The sequence below is a fragment of the Bacteroides sp. 1001136B_160425_E2 genome, from assembly GCF_015559655.1.
In the GTDB taxonomy this organism is placed as follows: Bacteria; Bacteroidota; Bacteroidia; order Bacteroidales; family Bacteroidaceae; genus Bacteroides; species Bacteroides luhongzhouii.
On the sequence record NZ_JADMQH010000007.1, the window covers coordinates 66961 to 84099 of the forward strand.

At 43.6% G+C, this 17139-nt stretch carries 12 protein-coding genes; 3 read left to right on the plus strand and 9 right to left on the minus strand.

The genetic code is table 11. From position 1 onward, the window contains the following. The first annotated feature begins 719 nt into the window (after positions 1 to 719). Positions 720 to 2429 (plus strand): DUF5597 domain-containing protein, encoded by a 1710-nt coding sequence (locus I2I04_RS08535; protein WP_195654800.1) that lies wholly within the window; start codon positions 720 to 722, stop codon positions 2427 to 2429. Positions 2430 to 2483: 54 nt separating this feature from the next. Here I2I04_RS08535 and I2I04_RS08540 read toward each other — a convergent pair whose 3' ends face one another. From I2I04_RS08540 to dapB, 4 genes are all read right to left on the minus strand, one after another. Next, positions 2484 to 3122, minus strand: coding sequence for a WbqC family protein (locus tag I2I04_RS08540; RefSeq protein WP_195470006.1), 639 nt, complete (start codon positions 3120 to 3122; stop codon positions 2484 to 2486). Between the two features lie 70 nt (positions 3123 to 3192). Beyond that, positions 3193 to 4134, minus strand: coding sequence for a signal peptidase I (gene lepB / locus I2I04_RS08545; protein ID WP_143256695.1), 942 nt, complete (start codon positions 4132 to 4134; stop codon positions 3193 to 3195). A 42-nt stretch (positions 4135 to 4176) separates the two neighbouring features. Continuing rightward, positions 4177 to 5661 (minus strand): signal peptidase I, encoded by a 1485-nt coding sequence (gene lepB / locus I2I04_RS08550; protein WP_195654801.1) that lies wholly within the window; start codon positions 5659 to 5661, stop codon positions 4177 to 4179. 35 nt (positions 5662 to 5696) lie between these two features. Beyond that, complete coding sequence (dapB, locus tag I2I04_RS08555) at positions 5697 to 6461, minus strand: 4-hydroxy-tetrahydrodipicolinate reductase (RefSeq protein ID WP_195654802.1); 765 nt, start codon at positions 6459 to 6461, stop codon at positions 5697 to 5699. 83 nt (positions 6462 to 6544) lie between these two features. Between dapB and I2I04_RS08560 the strand changes: the two genes are divergently transcribed. Together I2I04_RS08560 and I2I04_RS08565 are read left to right on the plus strand one after the other, a co-directional pair. Then, complete coding sequence (locus I2I04_RS08560; protein ID WP_195654803.1) at positions 6545 to 7828, plus strand: DUF2851 family protein; 1284 nt, start codon at positions 6545 to 6547, stop codon at positions 7826 to 7828. Between the two features lie 111 nt (positions 7829 to 7939). Beyond that, the gene (locus I2I04_RS08565; protein WP_185911583.1) at positions 7940 to 8500 is read left to right on the plus strand and encodes a DUF4348 domain-containing protein; all 561 of its coding nucleotides are present in this window, start codon (positions 7940 to 7942) and stop codon (positions 8498 to 8500) included. A 127-nt stretch (positions 8501 to 8627) separates the two neighbouring features. On the opposite strand, the gene I2I04_RS08570 is transcribed toward I2I04_RS08565, so the two are convergent. Genes I2I04_RS08570 through I2I04_RS08590 form a run of 5 tightly spaced genes read right to left on the minus strand, consistent with a single transcriptional unit; the run spans position 8628 to position 16960 of the window. Next, on the minus strand, positions 8628 to 9143 hold the full coding sequence (locus I2I04_RS08570; RefSeq protein WP_004324271.1) for a DUF1573 domain-containing protein: 516 nt from the start codon (positions 9141 to 9143) through the stop codon (positions 8628 to 8630). Positions 9144 to 9181: 38 nt separating this feature from the next. Beyond that, positions 9182 to 11335 carry a DUF4838 domain-containing protein gene (locus tag I2I04_RS08575; RefSeq protein WP_195654804.1) on the minus strand — a complete coding sequence of 718 codons (2154 nt, stop codon included), beginning with the start codon at positions 11333 to 11335 and terminating at the stop codon, positions 9182 to 9184. Further along, entirely contained in the window at positions 11310 to 14276 is a 2967-nt protein-coding gene (locus I2I04_RS08580) for a hypothetical protein (RefSeq protein ID WP_195654805.1), read from the minus strand. Before I2I04_RS08580 ends, I2I04_RS08575 begins: the two co-directional genes overlap by 26 nt. A gap of 30 nt (positions 14277 to 14306) precedes the next feature. Then, positions 14307 to 15782, minus strand: a complete 1476-nt coding sequence (locus I2I04_RS08585; protein WP_143256702.1) for a glycosyltransferase family 2 protein — start codon at positions 15780 to 15782, stop codon at positions 14307 to 14309. Between the two features lie 5 nt (positions 15783 to 15787). After that, positions 15788 to 16960: a HEAT repeat domain-containing protein gene (locus tag I2I04_RS08590; protein ID WP_195654806.1), complete on the minus strand. Its 1173-nt coding sequence runs from the start codon at positions 16958 to 16960 to the stop codon at positions 15788 to 15790. Between the last annotated feature and the right edge of the window lie 179 nt (positions 16961 to 17139).

Below are 17139 nucleotides of genomic sequence, written 5' to 3' on the forward strand. Positions count from 1 at the left end.
TATAAGGAAAAACGAATATGCTATAAGCTAAAATAAATATGCTCATAGCAAACGCTCCGTCAAGTATTAACACGTGAGTTATAAGCTATTAATGCTTTGTATCTAGGCTATTAATACTTGAGTTGTTGGGCATATATATCCAAGACGCAGGATATATATATCCAACGTGCTAGATCTATATGACCAATACACTGGATCTATATACCCAACAAATTGGGTGTATAGACCCTTAATCTATACGATATAAGCATCTCCACGTTGCTATCTTCTCATTTATCCCTCTGCTTTTTATCCTGTAAGCGTCTCCGCGATGCCGTATTGTTTTATTTTGTGAAGGAGGTGAAGGATGATTCTTTATTATTTTATGTACCTCTTTCACCATAAACATCTGATTTATACTCATTCAACTAAAGGTGAAGCCGGTGAACCTTCTAAATGACTCTTATAGTTACAAGTAGGCTTTAGAAGGTTCTGTCTTAAGCTTATTGCTGTAAACTTCAATTTATACTGATTTTCTTTTCATTATTAAGTATCTAACGAATACAAAATATCTTTGATTTGTGTAAGATAGCGGAGATAATGCATAGATAAAGACAGCAGATGTAACGTAACACAAAGCATCTGTAACCTGCCCAATAAAAAAGGAACTCAATCTCTTGTGTTCCTTTTTTATATTGTCGTAACTTTGCTTCCGGATAATATGATAAAAACCAACGGTCATGAGAAACACATTCTTTTGGATTCTATTCCTTTATATTCTGCCTCTTCAGGCACAGCAGAAACTTCCTTTTCTACAGAAGCAGGGAAGTGCTACGCAACTGGTCGTAGATGGGAAACCGTTCTTGGTAATTGGCGGTGAACTGGGTAATTCTTCTGCATCTTCTATTGAAGATATTGAACGTATCTTCCCAAAATTGCAACGCATGGGACTCAATACGGTATTGGTGCCTGCCTATTGGGATTTGACGGAACCGATGGAAGGAAAGTTCGATTTTACCTTGACTGATAAAGTAATTCAGCAGGCCCGTGCGAATGATTTGAAAGTAGTTTTCCTTTGGTTTGGCGCATGGAAAAACTCAATGAGTTGCTATGCTCCAATCTGGTTTAAAGAAGATTATAAGAAATATCCCCGTGCTTATACGAAAGCCGGGAAGCCTTTGGAAATAGCCAGCTCTTTTTCGGAGAATGTATTTCAGGCAGATAGCCGTGCTTTCTCTGAATGGATGAAACATATTGCATTGGTGGATAAAGAAGAGGGAACAGTAATCATGATTCAGATAGAGAACGAGATCGGAATGTTGGAAGATGCCCGCGACTATTCCAAAGAAGCGAATAAACAGTTCAATGCGCCTGTGCCACCCCTTTTCATCGACTATTTGCAGAAGAATAAGAAACATCTGCATCCCGAAATGCTGGCAAAGTGGGAGAGTCAGGGATTTAAGAAGAAAGGAACTTGGCAGGAAGTGTTTGGTGCAGACGTATATACGGATGAAATCTTTATGGCTTGGTCGTATGCGCAGTATGTAGAACGGATGGCAAAGTTGGCGCGCTCTATCCATCCTATTCCCTTATACGTCAATGCGGCAATGAACAGTCGGGGGCGGAAACCGGGAGAATATCCGTCGGCAGGACCATTGGCTCATTTGATAGATGTATGGCATTATGCAGCACCCAACATTGATTTCCTGGCTCCGGACTTATATGATAAAGGCTTTGTTGATTGGGTGGCGAAATACAAACTGCACAATAATCCTCTCTTTATACCGGAAATCCGGTTGGAAGATAATGACGGAGTACGTGCTTTCTATGTGTTTGGCGAACATGATGCGATTGGTTTCTGCCCTTTCTCTATTGAAAGCGGTTCGGATAGAGCAGATGCACCTTTGGTACAGAGTTATATTAAATTGAAGGAACTGATGCCCTTGTTAACGAAATATCAGGGGATGGGAGTGATGAAAGGGCTTCTGTTTGATGGTGAGAATAAAGAACGGGTGCTTTCGTTCGATGATTTGGAGATTACCTGCCGCCATTATTTTACTTTACCATGGGACCCACGTGCCCGGGATGGCAGTGTATGGTCCGAAGGAGGAGGCGTTTTGTTACGTTTGGCCCCCAATGAATATATAGTTGCCGGCAGTGGCTTGGTACTTGAATTTAAGAAAAAGGGAGAAAATAAAGTGAAAAGTTCACCGACATTGGGTGAAGACGGTTTTGTCAGCATAGGTGGAAAAGTGCAGAAGTCGGAAAACAGCTGGCAAGGTGGTATGAGAGCCGGCATCGGCTCTGTGGATGAGGTCAGCGTGAACAAAGATGGTTCACTGAAATATATCCGACGCCTGAATGGCGATCAGGACCATCAGGGAAGACATGCACGTATTCCTGTCGGAGAATTCAGTATTTTACATGTAAAGCTGTACGAGTATAAATAATGTAATTATATGGTTCATACTATTGTATATTTTCATTCCGATAGAAAAGTGAGGTCATTGCTTGCCCAGTACCAACAGACTTTCAGGTCCCATATTGAACAATAGGTCTATGATACTCAAATTAGGCAGGAAACCCAGTTTGGACTCGAAAACCTGATAGTAAGGTTGCGGAACAAACTCTGTATCCACTTCCCTGAAATCCTTTTTGGGGTGAATGACTTCCCGAAAATCGGATTCTCCGGGAGCAAACTGCATCTTATATTCGGAAGTACGTTCAATGGTGGGGTGAATATCGATCAATTCACAGACCATCCGGCAGAGTTCTTCGTTGAAATCGATTAAAAACTCGTATTTCTTTTCATAGAAAGGGCGGAAGTCGTCCTTGTAGTATTCAAAGAAAGGAGTATTGTTGTAGGCCGATTCGATGGCGTTCCAATGCAGATGTCTCCAATTGCCGTGGTCGGAGATGCGAATATCCTTCATTGGGCACTTCAATGTATCGGGCTTTACGGTTGGGATGGAAAGAGCTAATTCACCCGATGGGCCGGCAATGGTGCACCGGTTGCGGTAGGTTTGTTTTATATAATGGTCGTATTGTTCTATAAACACCTTGTCATAAGCCAGTAGTTTGGTATAATATTCGACGGGGGCGAGATAGGCTGAAGATAAATAAGCTATGTTCATTTCTTTCATTTTAATTCGTTTGGGAGGCTTTATTATTAAGGATATTATGAAGGAGTTGTTTCTTTTATGATCCGGAAGATTATTTCACCGTTCTGAAGAAACGGTTCCATCGGTATCCGTCAAACAAGCCTGTTTCTTTTTCTTTAGAGAACCAAATGATGGAGGCTTTTCCGATGATATGGTCTTGCGGAACAAATCCGAAGAGACGTGAATCGGAGAAGTTGACGGTATTGTTAGACCCCATCCAATAGTAATCTTTGGTGAAATAACAGTGTTGTGTAGGCTTTCCGTCCACATAGAGGGTGTCGTTCTTTATTTCTGCCTGTTTGCCTTCGTGCATCACGAGGGTATTCCGCAGCAAGGTTATGTTCCAGGGATAGACCCGGATGAATTTCCCTTTCCCGGGGACAATCAACGGATTCGGTTCGGCGTCTTCCTTTTCAGACAAGGGATGAACGAAACACTCTTTTCCATTCATGGCCTGTTCCAATAGATAATATTCGTAACGGCTGAAACTACGCACATGAGTACTGTCATTACTTCCCATCAATCCGTCGTTGGTAATGGAAAGAGTATGCATGAGTGAGGTAATCAGATTTTCTTTTGAAGCGGGATACGAATAAAGTCTTTTCTTATCCGGGTTGAATCGTGCCTCTGGAGAAATAACAGAGAAAAGGGAATCAACCAATAGCGTATCTCCCGGAACTCCGAGACAACGGCTGATATAGATTTCCCGACGGTCGATGACAGGTTGCCGGATTCCGGCAGGATTATTGAACACTACGATGTCTTGCCGGCGTACAGGATTCTCGCACCAGCGATGATAAGAAAAGAGCGACATGAAAGGAACCCGCAGCCCGTAACTCCATTTATTGACCAGGATACGTTCACCCTGAAAAATAGAATTTTCCATGCCGGTGGAAGGGATAAGGCAGGACGTGAAAGCAAATCCCCGGAGCAGAAGCACTACGACTACTGCTCCGGCAAATGCTAGTATCCATTTGAATTTACGAATGTTCATCAATTTTTATCACCTTATCACTCTATTCTATCCGTACACTTATCAGTCTACCCACTTGAAGAGGCGGTTCCAGCGAATCTTGCCGTCGAACCATCCACGGTCTTTGTCAAGCGACAGCCATACGACAATCGGTTTGCCCACTACATGATCTTCGGGTACAAAACCCCAATAACGGGAGTCGGCGGAGTTGTGACGGTTGTCACCCATCATCCAGTAATAATCCATTTTGAAGGTATACTCGTTGGTCTTTTCACCGTTGATGTAGATACCGTCCGGTTTTACTTCCAGTTTGTTGCCTTCGTAGGCTACGATGCAACGCTCATAGATAGGCAGGTTGTCTTCTGTGAGGGTAATGGTAGCTCCTTTGGCAGGAATCCAGATCGGACCGTAATTGTTGCGGTTCCATTTGGTATAAAGATTGAGCGGATACATTTGTCCGGCATAATCTTCGGGTTCCATTACTATTTTGCTGATTAGCTTTTTATTGCCCAAAAGAGTCTCATACATCTTCTTGGTTAGTGGAAAATGATATACCGGATTCAGTCTACCTTGTGCATTCCGGCTGTCCAGTCCCATTTCCAGCAATCCGCTTTCCCAACCGGAGTCTTCTATCAGCATGGTGTCATCCTTGCTGATGCCTAATTCGCGCAGCATATCTTCGGGAATGTACGGGCCGGTGGTCTGTACGAAATAGTTAAATTGCAGGTTTTCGGGGTTCTCGATTGCTTTGCCGTCAATCATCACCTGTCCGTCTACAATCTGAAGGGTATCACCAGGCAGGCCGACACAACGCTTCACATAATTCTCGCGACGGTCTACCGGGCGCCAGAGGACTTCACCATAAGTGCGCGGGTTGTTCATTATCTGTTTACGTCCCGCAGCATAGTACAAATCATAGATAGCACGTTGCTGGGCACGTGTCAGACTATCCATTCCAATCTGTTTGGAATAGATGCGTTGTCCTTCGCCGTAAGCCAGCGTATAGAAGTCCGTTGTCTGTTGGTAATTCACTGCTACCGTATCTCCTGCGGGGAAGTTGAAGACAACAATGTCATTCAGTTTCACTTTGCCGAAGCCCGGCACCCGTTTGTACTTCCACTGTGGCCACTCGATATATGATTTAGTATTGAGGATAGGCAATGTATGCTGCGCCAACGGCATGGAAAGAGGAGTGTTCGGTACGCGGGGACCGTAACTCATCTTGCTCACATACAGGAAGTCGCCTACCAGCAATGATTTCTCCAGTGAGGAGGAAGGAATCTGATAATTCTGGAAGATGTAGATATTGACGAAGTAGACAGCAACCAACGCAAATACGATGGCGTCTACCCAGCTCATGACATTGCGGACAGCCGGATTCTTCGACTTCTTCCAAAAAGACCAGGGTATTTTCTTAGTGATATAAATATCGAAAATGAAAGGAACAACAATCAATCCCCACCAACTCCGTACCCAGATAAGGAAGATGAGGTAAAGTAGAATGGCAATGGCACATTTGATCCATTGTGCGCGCGTGGCTTGTCTCATAATGTTATATTTGTTTAGAACTAGCTTTTGATATCTTAATCGTTCAAAAATGGGAATAAATCACTCATGCCCAGAAAACCTTCGTGGGTGGCAGTATATTCGGCTGCCAATACAGCTCCCAGTACAAATCCACCACGACTCTTGGCATCGTGGGTGATGGTTATGGTGTCTACATCGGACTCATAACGGATGGTATGAAGTCCGAAAACTTCACCCTCACGGATGGAACTGATAGGAAGTTCGTTAGGCGCACAATCGTTGGTTCCGCTAATGCTTCCGTCCGGCGCAAGGAAAGTTCCTTTCACCCATTTGTCCTTACGGTCTATCTTTTCCAAAATACCTTCCGCCAGTGTTATGGCTGTTCCGCTGGGGGCATCCAGCTTGTGAATATGATGTGTCTCGCTCATGGTGACATCATAAGCAGGAAACTGGTTCATGATTTTAGCCAGATACTTGTTGAGAGCGGAGAAGATGCTGACTCCCAGGCTGAAGTTGGACGACCAGAAGAGTGTTTTGCCCCCTTCCGTACAGAGCTTCTTGATTTCTTCGCCATGCTCGGCCATCCATCCGGTACTGCCCGATACCAGTTTCACACCGGCTTTGAACGCTTTCATATAATTGCTGTAAGCTACCATCGGATTGGTAAACTCAATGGCTACATCGGCCGATTTGAATGCTTCCGATTCGAAGTCATCCTGATTATTGATGTCAATGATGCAGACGATTTCATGTCCGCGACTACGGGCAACCTTTTCTATCTCTTTGCCCATCTTTCCGTAACCGATCAGTGCTATTTTCATTGTTTTCTGACTTATATTCAAAATAATAGTCGCAAAGATAAGATTTTTATTACATTTGCAGCGCACATTAACGTCTTGTTAACATGGAACACCTTCTCCACTACGTGTGGAAACACAAATTATTTCCTCTGAAAGTACTGCAAACCACCAACGGCTTACCGGTAGAAGTGATTGACCCCGGTCTGCAAAACCCCAACGCCGGTCCCGACTTTTTCAACGCGAAATTAAAGATTGATGGCGCCTTATGGGTGGGAAACATAGAAATACATACACATTCTTCCGACTGGTTCCGCCACGGACATCATTCTGACAAAACATACGATTCTGTGATTCTTCATGTAGTGGGCGAGGTAGATATGGAAATAAGCCGTTCCAGCGGTGAACAGATACCGCAACTGTTGCTGACTTGTCCTGAAAATGTGCAATTACATTACCACGAACTTTGTGTGGCCGATCATTATCCGGCTTGTTATTCCATCCTTGCTTCTCTTCCCAAACTTACCATTCATTCCTGGCTGACCGCTTTGCAAACGGAACGTTTGGAGCAGAAAGCACAATTAATCACACAGCGTCTCAAACATTGTAACAGTAACTGGGAAGATGCTTTCTTTATCACCCTTGCCCGTAATTTCGGTTTTGGCTTAAATGGAGATGCTTTTGAAACGTGGGCGGGATTATTACCGTTTCGTGCGATGGATAAGCACCGGAATGATTTGTTTCAGATAGAGGCTTTTTTCTATGGTTTGGCTGGATTGTTGGAAGAGACGTTTTTGAAAAAGGAACAGGAAGATGAGTATAGTCTCCGTCTTTGCAAGGAGTTCCGTTATTTGCAGCGGAAGTTTGAAATCGGGCAGGGGATGGACGCTACGTTATGGCGTTTTCTACGGCTTCGTCCGGAAAACTTTCCGCATATTCGCCTGGCACAGTTGGCTTATCTCTATCAGAAAGGAGATAAGTTGTTTTCACGTTTGCTGGAAGCGGAAACGCTGGCGAATGTGAGAACCTTGCTGGATGCCCGTACGTCTCCTTATTGGGAAAATCATTATTTATTCGGACGACTTTCTTCACAAAAGGAGAAGGCGATGGGAGAGCGTTCCAAGGATTTGATAATCATAAATACAGTGGTTCCTTTTCTTTATACATACGGCTTGCATAAGGCAGATGAACGAATGTGTGAACGTGCCGGACGTTTTCTGGAAGAATTGAAGGCGGAGAGCAATCATATTATCCGTTCGTGGAGCGATGCCGGGCTTCCGGTTATCAGTGCGGCGGATAGTCAGGCGTTGATACAGTTGCAAAAAGAGTACTGCGATAAACGCAAGTGTCTGTACTGTCGCTTCGGTTATGAATATTTGAGGCATACATAGATTCGGAAAATCGATTGCGTATAGAAAAATATTTAGTTCTTAAAATAACCAAGATACCAAACTTGTCATTATCTTTGCGGCGTCAATTAAACTGTTAATTTATATCGTGTTATGAGAGCTAAAAAGTTTGTATGCTGCTTGCTGGCTATGATGTTGCTCGCAGGTGTTTCGTTTATCTCCTGCGGTAATAGTTCCAAGGTAAAAGCCGATAATGAACTGACTACGCAAGATGGTGAAGATTTCAAATCGTTTTTGGATAAATTTACTTCCAGTGCGGCCTTCCAGTATACTCGTATCAAGTTCCCATTAAAGACTCCGATTACTTTATTGGCAGATGATGGTGAAACTGAGAAAACATTCCCTTTCACCAAGGAAAAATGGCCGTTGCTGGATAGCGAAACCATGAAGGAAGAACGTATCACCCAAGAAGAAGGAGGAATCTATGTCTCCAAGTTTACGCTGAATGAACCGAAACACAAAATCTTTGAGGCAGGCTATGAAGAGTCTGAAGTGGATTTGCGTGTCGAGTTCGAATTACAGGCTGATGGAAAATGGTATGTGGTAGACTGCTATACAGGCTGGTATGGGTATGACTTGCCGATTGGGGAGTTAAAACAAACCATCCAGAATGTGAAAGAAGAGAATGCTGCATTCAAAGAGATACATCCTTAAAAAGGTAATAAGTGATAGGTTATAGTCATTTTCTATTACCTGTCACTTATCAATATCTGAATTCCCTTGCCATTCATACCCTATCTGGAATAGCTTACCCAAAATAAAAGGTAGTGCGTCTCATTCTTTAGGGTTCTCCTACATAGTATCCCAGTTCGGATTCTTTTCCGTCCACCATCTCTCTGACAATACCGTTTTTAGTGTTGAAATCCTGATAGAGCTCTTCATAATCACGTGTATAATCTGCGTCGGGGACTACGTTAACATCAAATTTCAGTTCTGCTTTTCCATTTGGGAGCATATTGCCGAAAATCCGGATGCGGTGAACCACTTCGCCTACATTCTTGATGCTGTTGTAGGTTGCCTTGAATTGCCTGATACCGTCTTCGGGAATGATGATATGCGAACTTTTATCCAGAATGATGCAGCCACAGGAAGGTTGCATTTCTGAAATGATTAATGGAGCGTCTCCCGTGTTGGTGATGGTAAACATGATATCGAGTTGCTGACCTTGCTTGATTGGGTAATAGTGTCTGACGGAATCTTTTATCGTCATGCTGGTGGGACGTACTTCCTTCCTGCACCCTGTAAAGCAGAGCGGAAGTGCCGTCAGTAGTAAAATATAGAATATAGATTTATTCATTGTTGCCATTTATTTTTGTTATATCACTTTTTCAGCATCTAAGGGATGAATGCAATTTCATCGATACCCATTTGCGTTCCCGGTTTCTTTAAACAACTGATTTTTATGCTTAATTGTTCTATTCCGTTCAGGTCTGCCGGAACGGTGGCTTTCATCATTTCTCCTTTTTCCGGGGAGTTGTCCGGTTTCAAGTCTATTGTTTTATAGGCTACTCCGTCTTTCAACAGTTGAACTTGCTGTGGCGCATAGATGCGGTGGCGGGGAAGATTCAGAAAACTGATATAGAACGTTCCTGATGCATTGAGTCCTTTAACCGGCAGGTTGATGACACATTCTTCTCCCGGAATGATAACCCAACCGCAATGGTAGTCTCCGGGTAAACCGTGAGTGCCGTCGGTCAGTTTCTTTGAATCATTTTTATTTAGTTTAGGGGTTGCGGAAGGATTCATTCCCAGAAACAAGCTTTTCTTTATGTCGGAAGCAAGTATATATTGTTCCCATTCCTTTATATAATAGTCAATCTCATAAGCCGACTCGTTATAATATTCCATTCCGGCAAATGCTTGATGCTCTTTGAGCTGGGCAACCCATTTACGTGCTTGGGGAAGCGGTTGAATATCCTTTCCATTCCGCTTGGCATATCCGTAAGTGTCGAAACCGTGGTCACGTGCCAATTCCATGCGTGTGAAAGACAAGGCGGTCTGAAGTTCGTGCAGCTTTTTGCGTTCTTTCCCTTTTGCTTCGGATACAAAATCTCCCATTTCATCATAGAATCTGATAAACTTCTCCGGATAGAGGAATCCTTTTTCCGATTCTCTGATGCCGGCGTAAAGTCCGAGCCGCTTTCCGGATTGGGCGTTATTTTCTAGCTCTGTGTAGTAATCGTACAGCCATTTTTTGGATACCGGGTATTCCTGATTGAAATAGCTTTTAATTAAGTCATCAACCGGAAGTTCCGGGTTGATAAGGAGAGCTGATAATACAAAAGTCCTCATTTCATCGAAAGAAGAATAGCTGTAACCGCTTCCGTTGAAGAATATGCCGCTGGCTCCGTGTTGTTTGAAGAGTTGGAGTCTTTGCCGGGCTATCTTTAATATGGGGAAAGGAGTGAGATAGTCGTCAAAGTTGTTGATATAGTCCCATATATAGATGTTGTTCGTTACTTTCTTCCAGTTGTCGAGTTGTTCCGCAAACTTTTGTTCTTGCTCATCCTTGCCGTCTGTCCGGCGGAGCGGGAAGTCGATAGCGCTGACCATTACCCCGACGTTAGGCGGAAGTTGCTTGTCTGTGACTTGTTGCGTAGTCAGGTAGGAAGTCGTAAAGAACGTATGTTTGGGAAAACGCTGCGACAGGCGGAGGATCAGTTCCGTAACGGCCGGAGTTGCGTTCTTCTCTGTATTTCCCAATGCGGTGCAGGAGGCACACGTACAGGCGTACGGAGTATCATCCGGTGCGATTACAAAACGGGAATTCCCCTTTTCACCGAAGTTATCTGCGATGTAACTTTCTATCTGGCGATACATATCCTCGGAAGAAAAACACAGTTGTGAGTCATCTGTCTTCCCGTGAATGGTGGCATATACTTTCTCTGCATCTTTTCCCAATACTTTTCGCAGGTTGTGTCCCCATATTCCCCAGCTGTCGTCAAAGTTGTTCAGGCCGATAACGCCTGTATGATCGGCGTTCAGGCCGTATGGAGAATAAATGCTTTGGTAGTCAAATGCAAAAGTTCCGCAAGTATCATTGAGGTTGATAAGGGCGGGAGGAAGGTCCGAACCGTCTATGCGCGGGTCTTCCTTGCTGATCTTCTTTATCAGTTGGTATTGTAGCCATAACATTTGTTTGTCGTCACTTGCGGTCAGTCTGATATCCGAACCTTTGCAGGCTACTTTGAATCCTCTCTGCAATGTCGGGTCTATCTGTATGATGATACGCCACATATCCATCTCGGAGACACCGAAAGCGACCATTTCATCGTCATTTGCACGTTTTTTGAGGTGCTCGTACAGGTATTTGGCCCATCGGGTATCTCTGTCCGTCGGATCTTCGCCGATTGTGATGAGGTATCCTTCTTTAGATGGGAACATCTCCGTGCGTGCCTGCATGCGGCAACCGGATAAAAGGCAGCATATACATATCATTCCTGCCAATATGGGGCAAAGCGTGTCAGAATGAAATATAGACTTGTGCATAGATGTTATATAAGTTTTTATAGCGTGTCGATATGGATTCTATCGGGTTGAGCGGACTGGTCCCTCGCACGGTGTTGGTCTGGTTATAATAGGTATTCCAGGTACCCATCAGACCTATGGTAATGTTAGGACTGACCATGTATTGGCCTCCCAGTCCTACCATTGTATTGGTGTGTGAAAAAGAGCCGGGCAGCGCATAGTCCAGTACGGCCGTTTCCGGGGCCGATCCGATACTTGCCATGGCGTTGATATTCGTCTTTCCATCATTAGCCGGGAAGTATTTGGCGCCAATCTGTGCATTGTAGTAGAATTTGGAGTTGAAGAAATGCATGTCCAGCTTCGTGTTGAGGCGAACGACTTCGATGGTTTTGGCTAATTCTCCGCCTACGGTGAGCAGGTTGGTCTTTGACTCATTCCAGCCGGTAAATAGATAACCGTTATCTCCGGTGCCTCCTGCAAAGAATTCATCGTTCCATTCATAACGTTTCGTATAGGCAGCTACGCGTCTGTATCCCACATGTGCTCCTATTTCCCAGTCATTCTTGAGATAATGCCGCACGGCAACATCGGCGGTAATATCCGGGAAGTATTTGGTAGCAAAGGCGGCATTGACCGTAGTGCTCCACTTTGGTGAGAAATGGTGCGTCCATTCTCCCTGTATCTGGATGCCGACCCCTCCCGGTGTCTGTTCTTCAGCCTCCATGCTGTCGCTTGCCGATCCGCTTCGTCCTGCATAGTTGAGACGTCCCGTGTAGCTGTTCTTCTGGCCTTTTCGGGTGTATTCGGCGGTGGCAACGGAGGTAATGATGTCTTCTTCTCCGTAGCGTGCACGAAGGTAGGTCAAAGCAATCTCATTCTTGAGCATCATGCTTCTAAGGCCTGATAAGTGCCGTTGGAAAGAGCGATATTCCATGATGGAAGGCTCGTAATACTTTTGGTAATAATAGGCTGAATCCGCTTGTCTGTTGGCTTCATATACCACGCCTTTGGTGTATTTCAATGACTTGTTCTGGCTGTCGTAAAGCAAAGCTGTATCAAGAACAGCAAGAGCTTTTTCCGGTTCTTTTGCCTTTGTCAGTTGCAGGGCATGATATTCGCTGCTTTGTGAGAACGCGCCTATAATCTCTTTGTTACTCGGGTATTTATTGAGTATTGGTTTCAGGAATTCCAAAGAAGCTTCGTATCTCTTGTCACGTTCAAGGATAGTAGCCCTCTTTGCCTGATAGAATGGTTCTTCAGGATAGTAATTGATTCCTTGCGCTGTATATTTCTCGAATTCATCGTATTTTCCGAGTAAACCGGACGAATTGATAGCATACCGTAATCCCAGATCGCTCGATGGATTCAGGCTGACCAGCTTGATGGCTTCTTCGTATGCTTTCTTCGTAGCTCCGGCTTCCATGCACTTTTTGATGTAGGGCACTGCCAGTTCCTCATATCCGATGACGTAGAAGATACGCATATCCTCGTCGCTCTGCTCGATGGCAGACAAGTATAGTTGTAAGGCCTCTTCGGTTTTGTCCATTTTATCGAGAATAAATGCCCTTTTCAACGTACCATTCTCGTAATCCGGGAAGTGAAGGGTAATGGTATCCAATGTGGCAAGTGCTTCATTGTAGCGTTTCATATTGATGTAGCAGCTCAAGGTTTTTTCCCATGCGGCACCGTTCATTTCATTATCTACATGCTTTTGGGATACAAACAATACGTGTGGCAATGCTTCCGCATACAAACCGAGTTCCATCAGTTTTTCAGCTTTCTTCATGTGCTGTGCGCTCATGGCAAGCGTAATGTCATAATCATCAGGATACATCTCGTACATCTTTTTCAGCGTTGAATAAGCAAGATCATCCTCATTCATCTGGCGATAAAGCATATATTCTTTATAGAGAATTCCTTTATCATTGTTGCCATATTGTTTTTTAGCCTCTCTGATATAGAAGAGGGCATCGTCGGTATATCCGCGGGTGACGGAAGTGTTGAGCAAGTAGTCTAGTGCTTCCTTGTTCTTGTTGCCTCCTTCGTAGGCCATGCCATATAATACATAAGGGTCTCGTTGTTTTTCTGCACGGGCAGCTTCCATCAATAAGTCGTTGTACATACGCCGTATGGCAGGACTATTGTTTCTCTTCATTTGCTCGCGTATAAATGCCAGTGCTTCCGGATAACGCGCCAATTCACTGAGGATACTTGCCCTTTTGACGATGAGAGCACTGCTTCCCGGTATGGCGGCCAAACCGTTGGATGACCATCCTAGAGCAGCTTCCCGGTTTCCTTCCTGCAAATGCAGGTTGATGATATCCAGGTAATATTCTTCGTTTTGCGGAGAAACTTTGATTAGCTCCGTCAGTTTCTCAATTGCTTCTTTCCGGTTGCCGCCTTTTTTCATTTGTTGGTAGCCTACTTCCATACTGTAGATGTAGTCTTTCCTTAGGATGGTATCGTTCGGGTAAATCTGGTTGATTCGTTTCAATAGGCGATCCGCTTCCACATCGTTGTTCTGCTTGCGGTATAGTTCAATCTTTCTTCGCCATAGGCCTCTCCAGTACGGATTCACTTCCAGCAACTCATTAACGTAGCAAATGGCACTGGAGTAATTCTCGGTAATATCTTCCACATCCACCAGCAGATGTTTGGCATTGACGTTGTTGTAATTGTCGTCTATTGCTTTGACAAGATGATAACGTGACTGGTCGTAATTCTTTTCGTGGAACCAGTATTTACCCATGAGCCATTCAAGGTCAGAAACATTCGGGTATTTCTGAAGGCCCTCCTCCAACAGCTCTTTTCCTGCTTCCCATTCCTCATTCGCAAAATGCTCCTGCACAATCTGGGCATATTGCTCCGGCGTCTGGAATCCATTATCGGTTCCGGAGGAAGAGGTTATCAGCAAAAACAGACAACCTAATAGGGTGATCTTATGGAGAAATTCTCTGTTCATTCTATCTTGTCTTTAATCTTTCTTTCTTGTTTAAATCGTTGCCGGTTCGGGCTTCATAGCCGCTGTTTCAGCATCATCCGTCTTTTCTTCTTTCTGCTTGAATCCTTTACGCTCCATATTCTTCCACTTGAAGTCTCTATTGGTCAGATAACTAAGGTATCCTCTCAATGAACAAAAAGTGATGATGGGATGATAGAAAATGGGCTCCAATATGGACGCAATGATAATCCACAGGTATTCGTATCCTCTTTTATAAAGCATCCCGACGTAATAGTCGTAGGTAATAACGACGATGGAAAGGAACTGACAGAACGTATAGATCGTCAGGTAAATCATCCATGCCGTGTTCCAGTTGACCGCTCCTGTAAAGGCCAGATAGATAAATACGATCAAACCGGTAAGCTCGATGATGGGCGCTAAAAACTCAAATACGAACATATAAGGCAGAGTCAGCAATCCCATCTGTTTATATGTTTTCTTGAAAATCATTTTATGATGGATGCTAAGTGTCTGGAACAATCCTCGTGCCCAACGGGTACGTTGACGGTAAAGCATCGCCAAGTTGGGAGGGCCTTCCGTCCAACAGCAGGTATCAGGAATCTGAATAATCTTATAAGGACGGGAGAAATCGCACATATATCCTACCATGCGGGTAATGAGGTCCATGTCTTCTGCGAAGGAAGTACCGTCATATCCTCCGGCTGCAATAGCCACGGAACGGTCGAAAAGACCGAATCCACCGGAAACATTCGGCATACCATTGATTGCGGACCACCCCATTTTACCAATCAGGTAGGAACGCATATATTCGAGGTTCTGGAAAAGCGGAATCGGAGTACGCGGAGTTCTCACGTCTACTATCTGTCCGTCTTTCACTACGCATCCGTTGGCCATCAACATCGTTCCGCTGACTGCGATTACCTGTTTATCGGAAGATATAATGGGCGATATACAGCGGTAAAGAGCATATTTCTCTAAGATACAGTCTACGTCCGTACAGATGAAATAAGGATATGAAGAGACATTGATACCTGCATTGGATGCATCCGCCTTGGTTCCTCCATTCTCTTTGTCTACCACGGTAAGCCGGCTGTATTTCGGACTGGTAGATTTGAAGAGTCTTCTGAACGGTTTGGTTTTGATTCGCTCAATATAGGCATAGGGCACTTCTATCAGTTCATAATGTTCAATCATCTTCTTCAACGTACTGTCCGTGCTTCCGTCATTTACGATCACCACCTCGAAAAGCGGGTATTCCAATGCGAGCATAGAGTTCACGTTATCAATGATTGTCTTTTCTTCATTGAAAGCAGGGGCAATTACCGAAATACCCGGTGTATAGGGGGATTCCTTGATTGTTTTCCGCATATAGCTTTCCACATAGTAATCTTTTCTCCGTTTCAGAGAAATGAAAGAGAGGAAGGCGAATGTGACGAAGAATATCGCCAGCATACTCGTATAAAAGAATACGAAATAATTGAAGAATGTAAATATTATATCTTTCATATTCTCTAAATTAACTGGTTGATTAACGGATGCCTGGTATGGGCAAACAATATAGCTGTGTGGGAGTCGGCCTTTCTCTCCAATTGATCGAATGTTTTTCTTCCCATTGGGCTGTATTCATAGAGGGCTTTCAGGATGATACGTTTTGTCCCCCAGTTGTCTGCTTCGTCATAAGCATTGTAAAGAAATCCTAATGCTTTATCTGTTTTCAGGTCTGCGACAGCCGAAATGATTTGTCGTTTGATTTCTTCCGGTTGCACATGATACATTTCAATCAGCTTGGGCTCGATCTCTTTATATTTTAGTTTTCCTAAAGTTCTGATCGCTTCGCCCCGGATTTCGGTAGAGCGAGCGTTGATTTGTTTAGCCAGGGTGGGAGCGCTTTCCGTTTCTTTATATAACCGGATTTCGTTGATAAAGAATATCTTAACATTCTCTTCGGCCGAAGTATTCACCCATTTTATAAAGCTGGGTGTGTTATATCCCACCTTCTTGCGGTGTTCCAAAATGGCATGCAATTCCATCATATCCCATTGTCTCAACTTCATGCCGATATCTTCGTCGAAGAAACGGAACGGGTCTCCCTGGCTTAGCCACATATAAGTGTAGCGTGCAGAGTTCCTCAATTCTATTTCACGATGATAGAGGAAGCGTACCAATACCGCTTCAGAGGCATATCCGTTGATGGATTGAATAAGTTTCAGAGCTTGTATCTTTGATCTTTTGGAGCCGAATTGAAGTTCGCGTTCAAGGAAACGTGTGATCTGGAATACGGTTTGAATCGTTTGGTAGTTTAGTTCATGAATGTCATCTTCATGTACACTCTTGATTTCTGTTAATAGTTGAGTGATAATACGTAGTTCATTAGGCTTGGGGCGTTTTTTCGTATCATACTGTAATCTGTCCGCGATTTCTTCTTCACTCAATGTGTTGGAATCTAGCGAGATAGATTTCATTTCCTCGTAATATTTATCGAAAGCTTTATTGTATCTTCGCTTTTCTTTCCGTCTTTTGAATATACCATATATAATATGGAATAGGAGAAACAAGTACGCAATAATACAAAACATTACCGCAATTGAGCATATTCTTATGATTAAAGGATAGCCAATAAACTTGTAATATATCCAATAGAAATAATATTCTATGTAATCTATACCATACAGTACCTGATCCATTTCCCTTGATATTTAATCTATAAAACTTGTATATTCAAAACAAAAGTTTTATATTTGTTGTATTGAATGTTCTGTCCAATGCAAATATACTAAATAACTTGTATATATTATCCATTGCTCATGAACAGGCCTTTTGAACGATATTTGAACTCTTGTGATTATTTTCGATGGAAAGGATT

Coding starts and splice junctions, on each gene's coding strand:
- I2I04_RS08575 (WP_195654804.1), bottom strand. CDS start 11,335: ATGCACAAGTCTATATTTCATTCTGACACGCTTTGCCCCATATTGGCA.
- I2I04_RS08590 (WP_195654806.1), bottom strand. CDS start 16,960: ATGGATCAGGTACTGTATGGTATAGATTACATAGAATATTATTTCTAT.
- I2I04_RS08570 (WP_004324271.1), bottom strand. CDS start 9,143: ATGAATAAATCTATATTCTATATTTTACTACTGACGGCACTTCCGCTC.
- I2I04_RS08540 (WP_195470006.1), bottom strand. CDS start 3,122: ATGAAAGAAATGAACATAGCTTATTTATCTTCAGCCTATCTCGCCCCC.
- lepB (WP_143256695.1), bottom strand. CDS start 4,134: ATGAACATTCGTAAATTCAAATGGATACTAGCATTTGCCGGAGCAGTA.
- I2I04_RS08580 (WP_195654805.1), bottom strand. CDS start 14,276: ATGAACAGAGAATTTCTCCATAAGATCACCCTATTAGGTTGTCTGTTT.
- I2I04_RS08535 (WP_195654800.1), top strand. CDS start 720: ATGAGAAACACATTCTTTTGGATTCTATTCCTTTATATTCTGCCTCTT.
- I2I04_RS08565 (WP_185911583.1), top strand. CDS start 7,940: ATGAGAGCTAAAAAGTTTGTATGCTGCTTGCTGGCTATGATGTTGCTC.
- I2I04_RS08585 (WP_143256702.1), bottom strand. CDS start 15,782: ATGAAAGATATAATATTTACATTCTTCAATTATTTCGTATTCTTTTAT.
- I2I04_RS08560 (WP_195654803.1), top strand. CDS start 6,545: ATGGAACACCTTCTCCACTACGTGTGGAAACACAAATTATTTCCTCTG.
- lepB (WP_195654801.1), bottom strand. CDS start 5,661: ATGAGACAAGCCACGCGCGCACAATGGATCAAATGTGCCATTGCCATT.
- dapB (WP_195654802.1), bottom strand. CDS start 6,461: ATGAAAATAGCACTGATCGGTTACGGAAAGATGGGCAAAGAGATAGAA.